Source organism: Phenylobacterium sp., assembly GCF_024508875.1.
In the GTDB taxonomy this organism is placed as follows: Bacteria; Pseudomonadota; Alphaproteobacteria; order Caulobacterales; family Caulobacteraceae; genus Phenylobacterium.
Map to the genome: position 1 here is coordinate 1 of NZ_JANINU010000076.1, position 8,936 is coordinate 8,936.

12 protein-coding genes are annotated in these 8,936 nt (G+C 70.0%); 11 read left to right on the forward strand and 1 reads right to left on the reverse strand.

Annotation, left to right across the window (positions count from 1 at the left end; all coding sequences use genetic code 11):
- From Q0L11_RS07105 to Q0L11_RS07150, 10 genes are all read left to right on the forward strand, one after another.
- A partial coding sequence (locus tag Q0L11_RS07105) for a cbb3-type cytochrome c oxidase subunit I (protein WP_296596308.1) occupies positions 1-363 on the forward strand: 363 nt, incomplete at its 5' end.
- Positions 364-533: 170 nt separating this feature from the next.
- Positions 534-1,505 carry a heme o synthase gene (cyoE, locus tag Q0L11_RS07110; RefSeq protein ID WP_296596309.1) on the forward strand — a complete coding sequence of 324 codons (972 nt, stop codon included), beginning with the start codon at positions 534-536 and terminating at the stop codon, positions 1,503-1,505.
- Positions 1,502-1,654, forward strand: a complete 153-nt coding sequence (locus tag Q0L11_RS07115) for a hypothetical protein (protein ID WP_296596311.1) — start codon at positions 1,502-1,504, stop codon at positions 1,652-1,654. The genes cyoE and Q0L11_RS07115 overlap by 4 nt, the downstream gene beginning before the upstream one ends.
- Positions 1,632-2,234, forward strand: coding sequence for a cytochrome c oxidase assembly protein (locus Q0L11_RS07120; RefSeq protein WP_296596313.1), 603 nt, complete (start codon positions 1,632-1,634; stop codon positions 2,232-2,234). Before Q0L11_RS07115 ends, Q0L11_RS07120 begins: the two co-directional genes overlap by 23 nt.
- Positions 2,235-2,300: 66 nt before the next feature.
- Complete coding sequence (locus tag Q0L11_RS07125; RefSeq protein ID WP_296596314.1) at positions 2,301-2,723, forward strand: hypothetical protein; 423 nt, start codon at positions 2,301-2,303, stop codon at positions 2,721-2,723.
- A 169-nt stretch (positions 2,724-2,892) separates the two neighbouring features.
- Positions 2,893-3,768: a cytochrome c oxidase subunit 3 gene (locus tag Q0L11_RS07130; protein WP_296596316.1), complete on the forward strand. Its 876-nt coding sequence runs from the start codon at positions 2,893-2,895 to the stop codon at positions 3,766-3,768.
- A gap of 10 nt (positions 3,769-3,778) precedes the next feature.
- Positions 3,779-4,138 (forward strand): DUF983 domain-containing protein, encoded by a 360-nt coding sequence (locus Q0L11_RS07135; RefSeq protein ID WP_296596317.1) that lies wholly within the window; start codon positions 3,779-3,781, stop codon positions 4,136-4,138.
- Complete coding sequence (locus Q0L11_RS07140; protein ID WP_296596319.1) at positions 4,128-4,853, forward strand: SURF1 family protein; 726 nt, start codon at positions 4,128-4,130, stop codon at positions 4,851-4,853. The genes Q0L11_RS07135 and Q0L11_RS07140 overlap by 11 nt, the downstream gene beginning before the upstream one ends.
- Positions 4,854-6,248 carry a threonine synthase gene (gene thrC, locus Q0L11_RS07145; protein WP_296596320.1) on the forward strand — a complete coding sequence of 465 codons (1,395 nt, stop codon included), beginning with the start codon at positions 4,854-4,856 and terminating at the stop codon, positions 6,246-6,248.
- Positions 6,245-7,507, forward strand: a complete 1,263-nt coding sequence (locus Q0L11_RS07150; RefSeq protein ID WP_296596321.1) for a pitrilysin family protein — start codon at positions 6,245-6,247, stop codon at positions 7,505-7,507. The genes thrC and Q0L11_RS07150 overlap by 4 nt, the downstream gene beginning before the upstream one ends.
- Here Q0L11_RS07150 and Q0L11_RS07155 read toward each other — a convergent pair.
- Positions 7,485-8,210, reverse strand: coding sequence for a response regulator (locus Q0L11_RS07155; RefSeq protein ID WP_296596323.1), 726 nt, complete (start codon positions 8,208-8,210; stop codon positions 7,485-7,487). The genes Q0L11_RS07150 and Q0L11_RS07155 overlap by 23 nt on opposite strands.
- 185 nt (positions 8,211-8,395) lie before the next feature.
- Between Q0L11_RS07155 and Q0L11_RS07160 the strand changes: the two genes are divergently transcribed.
- Positions 8,396-8,936 (forward strand): GNAT family protein (locus Q0L11_RS07160; protein ID WP_296596325.1); only part of this gene is annotated, 541 nt, incomplete at its 3' end.

Sequence of the window (8,936 nt, forward strand, 5' to 3'; positions counted from 1 at the left end):
AAGATGTGGGGCGTGAAGTACAACGAGTTCCTCGCCGCCCTGCACTTCTGGATCACGTTCGTCGGCGTGAACCTGATCTTCTTCCCGCAGCACTTCCTGGGCCTCCAGGGCATGCCGCGCCGCTACGTGGACTATCCGGAAGGCTTCTCCTTCTGGAACAAGATCTCCACCGACGGCTACCTGATCACCGTCGCCGGCGTGGGCGTGTTCCTGATCGTCCTGCTGGAGGCCGCCGTGCGCCGCCGCAAGGCCGAGGCGAACCCCTGGGGCGAAGGCGCCACGACGCTGGAGTGGACCCTCAGCTCGCCGCCGCCGTTCCACCAGTTCAACGAACTGCCGGTGGTGAAGCCCGACGTCCACTAAGGACCGACGGCCTCTACGGATCAAAGGAGCCGGTCGCCCCAGGGCGACCGGCTTCTTCCGTTTCAGGCCCGGCGTCCCGCGGTCCTTTTCGTCACATCCGTGACGACGGCCTTCGCCCCGGGAGCGATCTGCGCTAGAGAGCGCCACCCCGAGTTCAGGTGTGACCCTCGATGGCCATGGCTACGGCCCAATCCAATCCGCGCGCGATCGCCCGCTGGCAGGACTTCCTGCAGCTCCTGAAGCCGCGCGTGATGTCGCTGGTGATCTTCACGGCGCTGACGGGTCTCGTCTGCGCGCCCGACCGCATCAACCCGATCCTGGCCGCCGTGGCGGTGCTCTGCATCGCGGTGGGGGCCGGCGCGTCGGCCTCGCTGAACATGTGGTACGACGCCGACATCGACGCGAAGATGCGCCGCACGCGCGGCCGCCCGGTGCCCGCCGGCCGGGTGCAGGGCGCCGACGCCCTGGCGCTGGGCGTCGTGCTGTCGCTGTTCTCGGTGATGCTGATGGGCATGGCGCTGAACTGGTTCGCCGCCGGCCTGCTGGCCTTCACCATCGTCTTCTACGCCGTCGTCTACACCATGTGGCTGAAGCGCTGGACGGCGCAGAACATCGTCATCGGCGGGCTCGCCGGCGCGCTGCCGCCGGTGATCGGCTGGGCCGCGGCGACCGGCGGCGCGCCGCTGAACGCGTGGCTGCTGTGCGCCATCATCTTCATGTGGACGCCGCCCCACTTCTGGGCGCTGTCGCTCTACACCTCCGAGGACTACGCCAAGGCCGGCGTGCCGATGATGCCGGTGGTCAAGGGCGCCTCGTCCACCCGCCTGCAGATCCTGGTCTACAGCCTGCTGCTGATCCCGGTGTGCGTGGCGCCGGCCTTCACCGGGCTGGGCGGCGCGGGCTATCTCGCCGTGTCGGGCCTGGGCGGGCTGGTCTTCCTGCTGCTGGCTTGGCGGCTCTACCGCAGCCACGCGGGCGAGGCGGCCGATCCGCGCAACGACGACGGGCTGTACCACGTGCGCGCCGGCGCCCGTGACGCCCGCAACTTGTTCGCCTTCTCGATCCTGTACCTGGCCCTGCTGTTCGCGACGCTGCTCGCCGAGCACCTGATGGGCGCCCGCCCCCTGGAGCTGTTCCGATGAGCGACCCCAACCGCGAGGACGACGCGGCGGCCAAGGCCCGCAAGGGGCGCAACATCGCGATCGCGCTTGGCCTCGTGGCCTTCGTGATCCTGGTCTATGTGGTCACCGTGGTGAGGATGGGCGGCAGTGTCGCAAACCGGCCTTTCTGAGCGAGAGCGTAAACGCAACGCCAAGGTCGCGCTGATCTGCGCGGCGACGTTCTTCGGCATGACCGGCGCGGCCTTCGCCGCCGTGCCGCTCTACAAGATGTTCTGCCAGGTGACCGGCTTCGACGGGGCGACCCGCCGGGCCAAGGGCGAGTCGGATAAGGTGCTGGGCAAGACCCTCACCATCCGGTTCGACGCCAACGTCCGCGACCTGCCCTGGACGTTCAAGGCCGAGCAGGTCTCGCAGGAAGCCAGGATCGGCGAGACGAAGATCGCCTTCTTCAAGGTCACCAACAATTCCGACAAGCCGGTCACCGGCCGGGCGCTGTTCAACGTGGTGCCCGAGCAGGCGGGGCCGTACTTCCAGAAGCTGCAGTGCTTCTGCTTCTCGGACCAGACGATCGCGCCGCGCGCCACGGTCGACATGCCGGTGCTGTACTACGTGGACCCCAAGTACGCCGACGACATCGACACCAAGGGCAAGCCCGAGGTGACCCTGAGCTACACCTTCTTCCCGACGACGTCGAAGGAGGCCAAGGCCGCGCCCGTGAAGGACCACAGGGCGGCGACGGCGGGCGACTGATCCACCCACCGTGGACGCGGGCGTCCGCGCGTGATGTTCTTCCCGGAGAACTCGAGGGAGGCGCGCGTGAAGCTGGCTTGTCTGACCTTGGCGCTATCGCTGGCGACCAGTCCCGCCTTCGCCTCCATCGCTGACGACGTCCTTTCGGGCTCTCGCGACGAGTCGACGCTGAGCTGCGCGCAGTTGGCCGGCGAGATCGGCCAGATCGAAGGGGACCTGCGCGACATGGCCCGAGCCCGGCGCAAGGAGACATCGGATCGGTTCGGGTCGGGGCCCCTGTTGTATGTGGGCGGGATCGTCATCCCCGCCGACCTCGTGAGCGGCACGCCCGGCCGGCTGGAAAGCGGCCTGCAGGCCGCCGCGCAACGCAGGGCGACGCGCGAGGCGCGCGCGCGGCGCAGCCTGCTCACCGGCCTCTACCTGAGCAAGGACTGTCATCGCGCGGGCCGCCGGTACGACGTCCCCGGGCAACGAGGCCTGGGCGCGTAGGCCGCACCTTTGCCGCGCCGGCCGGTGGCGCCGCGCCTGGACCAGCGGCAAAGCGTCCTTTCCCCCTTGGCGGATGGCGCGGGGCAGCGCTATAGCGTCCGCGACTGTCCGTGCGCGGCCCTCGCCTTGAGTCCGCGCGCGTGGGGAACTGCAAGGGGTTAGGACCGCAATGGCCGCTGGCGTGAAGCACGACTACCACCTCGTCAATCCGAGCCCGTGGCCGCTCGTCGGCTCGATCGCCGCGACGGTGATGGCCATGGGCGGCGTGATGTGGATGAAGGGCCTGTTCGGCCAGCCGCAGCACACCTCGTGGCTCTTCTTCGCCGGTTTGGCGGGCGTGCTGTTCACGATGATCGGCTGGTGGTCTGACGTGACCAAGGAAGCCAACGCCGGCGACCACACCCCCGTGGTGTCGATCGGCCTGCGCTATGGCATGGTCCTCTTCATCGCCTCGGAAGTGATGTTCTTCGTGGCGTGGTTCTGGATCTTCTTCGAGATGGCCCTGTTCCACGGCAACCGGACGCATGCGCCGATCGAGGAAGTGGCCACCGCCTGGGCCAACTGGCCGCCGAAGGGCGTCGAGACCGTCCCGGCCTTCCAACTGCCGCTGGTGAACACCCTGACGCTGCTGCTCTCGGGCACCACGGTCACCTGGGCTCACCACGCGCTGCAGGTCGGCGACCGCAAGAGCGCCAAGATCGGCCTGCTGCTGACCGTGCTGCTCGGCATGATGTTCACGGCGATCCAGGCCTACGAGTATCACCACATCCTCGAGCACAAGTACTTCTTCGGCGGCGAAGGCCAGGAGAACTCGGGCCTCTACGGTTCGTCGTTCTTCATGGCGACCGGCTTCCACGGCTTCCACGTGCTTGTCGGCACGATCTTCCTCATCGTCTGCCTGATCCGCCTGATGGGTAAGGGCATGACGCCCAAGCAGCACTTCGGCTTCGAGGCGGCCGCCTGGTACTGGCACTTCGTCGACGTGGTGTGGCTGTTCCTGTTCGCCTTCATCTACGTGATCTTCGGGGCCCACGGCGGGCACTGAGGCGAGCGACTTGAGCAAGCCCAATCCGCTTCTGGCGGGCATCGCCGGCCGATGCCCCAACTGCGGGGAGGGCTTCCTCTTCGAAGGCTTCCTCAAGGTGGCCCCGTCCTGCGAGGCGTGCGGCTACGACTTCGCCAAGGCCGACTCGGGCGATGGCCCGGCGGTGTTCGTGATCCTGATCGCGGGCTTCGCCGTCGCCTTCGCCGCCGTGTTCACCGAGTTCACGGTCCACCCGCCGATCTGGGTGCACCTGATCCTCTGGCTGCCGCTGACCCTCATCCTGTCGCTGGGCCTGATGCGGCCGCTGAAGGGCGCCATGCTGGCCGCCCAGTTCATGAACAAGGCCTCCGAAGCGCGTCATGACGACTGAGCCGCGGCGCGGGGGCTTCCCCGTCGGGCTGACGGTCGCCGTCGGGATCGCGCTGGTCATCCTGATCGGCCTGGGCACCTGGCAGGTCCAGCGCCTGAAATGGAAGGAAGGCCTGCTGCACCGCATCGCGGCGCTGCAGTCGGCGCCGGCTCAGCCGATCGGCCCGGTGCTGGATCGCGTGGCCCATGGCGCAGACGCCGACTTCACCCGCGTGACCGCGACCTGCCCGGGCATCGCGACTGCGCCCTACATCGAACTCTACAGCCTGCGCGAGGGCCAGGCCGGGTCGCGGCTTATCTCGGCGTGCCGGGTCGACAGCGCGAAGTACCGGACGGTCCTCGTGGACCGCGGGTTCGTGGCGGACACGGTCTCGGCCCGCCCGTCCGTGGATCCGGCCGCCACGGCGCCGCTGCAGATCACCGGCGTGCTGCGCAAGCCCGAGCCGGGCAACGCCTTCTCGCCGCCGAACACGCCCACGCGCTGGTTCGTGCGCGACCTGCCGGCCATGGCCGCGGCCCTGAAGGCGCCGGACGCCGCGCCGCTGACGCTGATGGCGGAGACGACGACCAATCCCGACTGGCGCGCCCTGGTCCCCGCGCCGATCCCCGCCGACATCCCCAACCGGCACCTGGAGTACGCGCTGACCTGGTACGGCCTTGCCGCCGCCCTGCTCGGCGTCTATGCCGCCATGCTCTTCAGACGGCGGAAGAATTAGATGCGTTACGTCTCGACCCGCGGGCAGGCCGCGGCGGTCGGCTTCACCGATGCGGTGCTGGGTGGCCTCGCCCCCGACGGCGGCCTCTATGTGCCCGAGACCTGGCCGACCTTCACGCCGGACGAGATCGCCGCCTTCGCCGGGATGCCCTACGCCCAGGTGGCGGCGAAGGTGCTGGGCAAGTTCGCCGGCGACGAGATCGCCCCCGCAGACATGCTGCGGATGTGCGAGGAGGCCTACGGCTCCTTCAGCCACAAGGCGGTCGTGCCGATGGTGCAGATCGGGCCGCAGACCTTCATCGCCGAGCTGTTCCACGGGCCCAGCCTCGCCTTCAAGGACGTGGCGATGCAGATCCTGGCGCGGTTGTACGATCACATCCTTGGAAAGCAGGGCCGCAAGCAGACCATCCTCTGCGCCACGTCGGGCGACACTGGCGGCGCGGCCGTCGAGGCGTTCCGCGGCGCGAAGAATGTCGGCGTGGTGGTGATGTTCCCCGAGGGCCGGATCAGCGAGGTCCAGCGCCGGTTCATGACCACGGCGGCGGAGAGCAACATCGCCTGCATCGCGGTGAAGGGCACCTTCGACGACTGCCAGGCCATCCTGAAGAACGCGTTCCAGGACCAGGCCCTGCGCCAAGCCGTGGACCTGGCCGCGGTCAACTCGATCAACTTCGCGCGGATCGCGGCCCAGTCGGTCTACTACTTCACCACGGCCGCCGCCCTGGGCGCGCCCGGTCGGGCGGTGAACTTCGTTGTCCCGTCCGGGAACTTCGGGGACGCCTTCGCCGGTTACGTGGCCATGCGGATGGGCCTGCCGATCAAGCGCATCGTGGTGGCGACCAACTCCAACGACATCCTGGCGCGCGCCTTCTCGACCGGCCGCTACGCCCGCGGCACGGTGCAGGCGACGCTGTCGCCCGCCATGGACATCCAGTCGGCGTCCAACTTCGAGCGGCTCTATTTCGAGAGCGTCAAGCGCGAGGCGACCGATACGGCGCGGGCGTTCGAGGCCTTCGCCAAGACCGGCGCGATCGACATCCCTCCCAGCGCGCTGGCGGCCATGCAGGCGACGTTCAGTGGCGTGGGTATCGGTGAGGACGAGACGGTGCGCGCCATGGTCTCCACGCTGAACGAGACCGGCGAACTGATCGACCCTCACACGGCGGTCGCGGTGGCGGCGCTGCGGCATGTGGCGCTGGACGGGCCGGCCGTGGTGCTGTCGACGGCGCATGCGGCCAAGTTCCCCGAGGACGTGGCCAAGGCCTCGGGCGTCGAGCCGGCGCTGCCGCGCGGCGTCGCCAGCCTTGCCGACCGCAAGGAGCGCTTCGACCGCCTGCCGGGCGAGGCCGACACCATCAAGGCCTATGTCCGGGCCTTCGCCGAGCGGGTGACTTGACCCCCAAGGTCCATACCCTTTCGAACGGCGTGCGGGTCGTTTGCGATCCGCTGCCGGGCTGGCAGACGGTGGCGCTCTCGGTGGTCGCGGGCCGCGGCGCGCGGTTCGAGGACCCGAGCCGCTCGGGCTGGTCGCACCTTCTGGAGCACATGGTGTTCAAGGGCGCCGGCGGGCGATCGGCGAAAGACATCGTCGAGGTCATCGAGGCCGAGGGCGGCCACATCAACGCCGCCACAGGCTACGAGCGCACCAGCTTCCAGGTGCGGGCGCTGAAGCACGGCCTGGACCTGGGCTCGCGGGTGATCTCGGACCTGGTGCTACGGCCGGCGATGGACGCCGGCGACCTCGCCCGCGAGAAGCAGGTGGTGGGCCAGGAGATCGCCGAGGCGGCCGACACGCCCGACGACCTGGTGTTCGAACTGGCGCAGGAGGCGGCCTACGCCGGCCAGGCGCTGGGCCGGCCGATCCTGGGCACGCCGCAGTCGATCGGCACGGCCACGCCGCAGACGCTGGAGGCCTGGCGCGCGGCGCTCTATGCGCCCGAGACCCTGGTGGTCAGCGCGGCCGGCGCGGTGGACGAGGACGAACTGCTGAAGCTGGCCGAGCGCGACTTCGGCGGCGCCACCGGCGCGGGGCCCGTCGTCGCCGACGCGGCGGCGTTCGGGGGCGGCGTTCGCGCGGTTTCGAAGCGGCTGGAGCAGTCGAACCTGGTGTTCCTGCTGCCGGCGGTGAGCGTGCGGGATCCGGACTATTTCGCCCTGCGGCTCCTGGCCGAGATGCTGGGCGGCGGCATGGCCTCGCGGCTGTTCCAGGAGGCGCGGGAGGCGCGTGGCCTGGCCTACGCCATCGACGCCTATTCCGAGACCTACGCCGATACTGGCGTCCTCGGCGTGTTCGCCGGCTGCGACGCCAAGGACGCGGGCGAGCTGGCCGAGGTGACGGCCGGCGAGATCAAGGCCCTGCGAGAGCCCGTGGGCGCGGAGGAGCTGGCCCGCGCCAAGGCGCAGCTCAAGGGCGCGATGTTCATGGGCCGCGAGGCGGCGCTGGCGCGGGCCGAGCAGGCCGCCGGCCAGGTGCTGCTGTTCGGCGAGACGCTCGATCCCGAAGCCGTGGCCGCCGAGGTCGATGCGGTGACGGCCGAGCAGATCGCGGCGCTGACCGCGAAGATCCTGGCCCCCGGCGTCTCGGCGTCGGCGATCCTGGGCCCCAAGGCCGCGGGGCCGGCGGCCGAGCGGTTCAACGCCGCGCTGTTCGGCTAGGCAGCGCGTCCTTCTCGGTCAGGTCGAGGGCCGCCTCGATGCGGCTGAACAGCTCTTCGACGTGGATGGGCTTGGCGATGAGACCGTCCATGCCAGCTTCGGCATAGTCCGCGGCCTGCGAGGCGAGGGCGCTGGCGGTGAGGGCGAGGATCGGCGTGCGACGGCGGCCGCTCGTCGTCTCGGCCGCGCGGATCGCCCGGCTCGCGCCCAGGCCATCCAGCACCGGCATCTGCACGTCCATCAGGATCACGTCCCACTCGGCGGTGCGCCAGGCGTCGACGCAGGCCGCGCCGTCGTCGACGATGAAGGGCTCGATGCCGGCCTGTTCGAGCAGGGCGCGCAGAACCACCTGGTTCACCGGATTGTCCTCGGCCGCGAGGACGCGGGGCGGACGCTCGGGCGTGGGCGGCCTGGAGACGGGACCGGGCGGCGCCGGTTCGCGCTCGGCGGGAGCTGCGCCGACCAGGTCGTTGAGGATCAGGAGCAGCGTCTCGCCCGACTGACGCAGGACCTCCAGCCGCTGGCGCTGGGCTGCGTTGAGGTCGTCGCCCGCCATCGCCTGGGCCATGCCGAGGACGCCGTTCAGCGGCGTGCGGATCTCATGGCTGAGCTTGGCGAGGAACAGGCGGCGCGCCCGTTCGGCCGCCGTCGCGTGGGCGTCGGCGGGGACGGCAGGTTCCGGGCTGCGATGGTCCTTGGCCATCGGAAGGGCGTCCGCGTGGATGGGACTCCAGCCTTGGCTCCCGCGTTTAAGACGCGGTCACCAAGGGCCAAGCTTGCCCGCGGCAAATCGGCGCTCGCTGCATCCGCGGCGAGTGCGGACTCCTGCGTCGCGGCCCGTTTGACCGGCGCCCTTGACCGCGGCGCGAATTGCGCGACGCTCCCGCCATGGCTCTGCTGGACTGGATCGCGCCCGATAGCGGCCTTCGCGTCGAAGGCCAGGGCGTGTGGCTGCGGCCGCCGAGGGCGTCCGACTTCGCCGAGTGGCGCGAGCTGCGGGCGCAGAGCCGGGCGTTCCTGCAGCCCTGGGAGCCCACCTGGCCGGCGGACGACCTGAGCCGCGCCGCCTTCCGCCGCCGGCTGCTGGCCTACGCCCGGGACCGCGAGATCGGCATCGCCTATCCGTTCTTCGTGTTCCGGACGTCGGACGATGCTCTCACCGGCGGGATCACCCTGTCGAACATCCGCCGGGGCGTCGCGCAGATGGGGTCGGTGGGCTACTGGTGCGGCAAGCCCTACACCCGCCAGGGCCTGACCCTGGCGGCGGTGCGCGCGATGACCGAGTTCGCGTTCCGCACCCTGGGGCTCCATCGCCTGGAAGCGGCCTGCATCCCGGACAACGGACCTTCGCGGACCCTTCTCAAGAAGGCGGGGTTCCAGGAGGAGGGATTTGCCCAGGCTTATCTTAAAATTAACGGCGGTTGGCGAG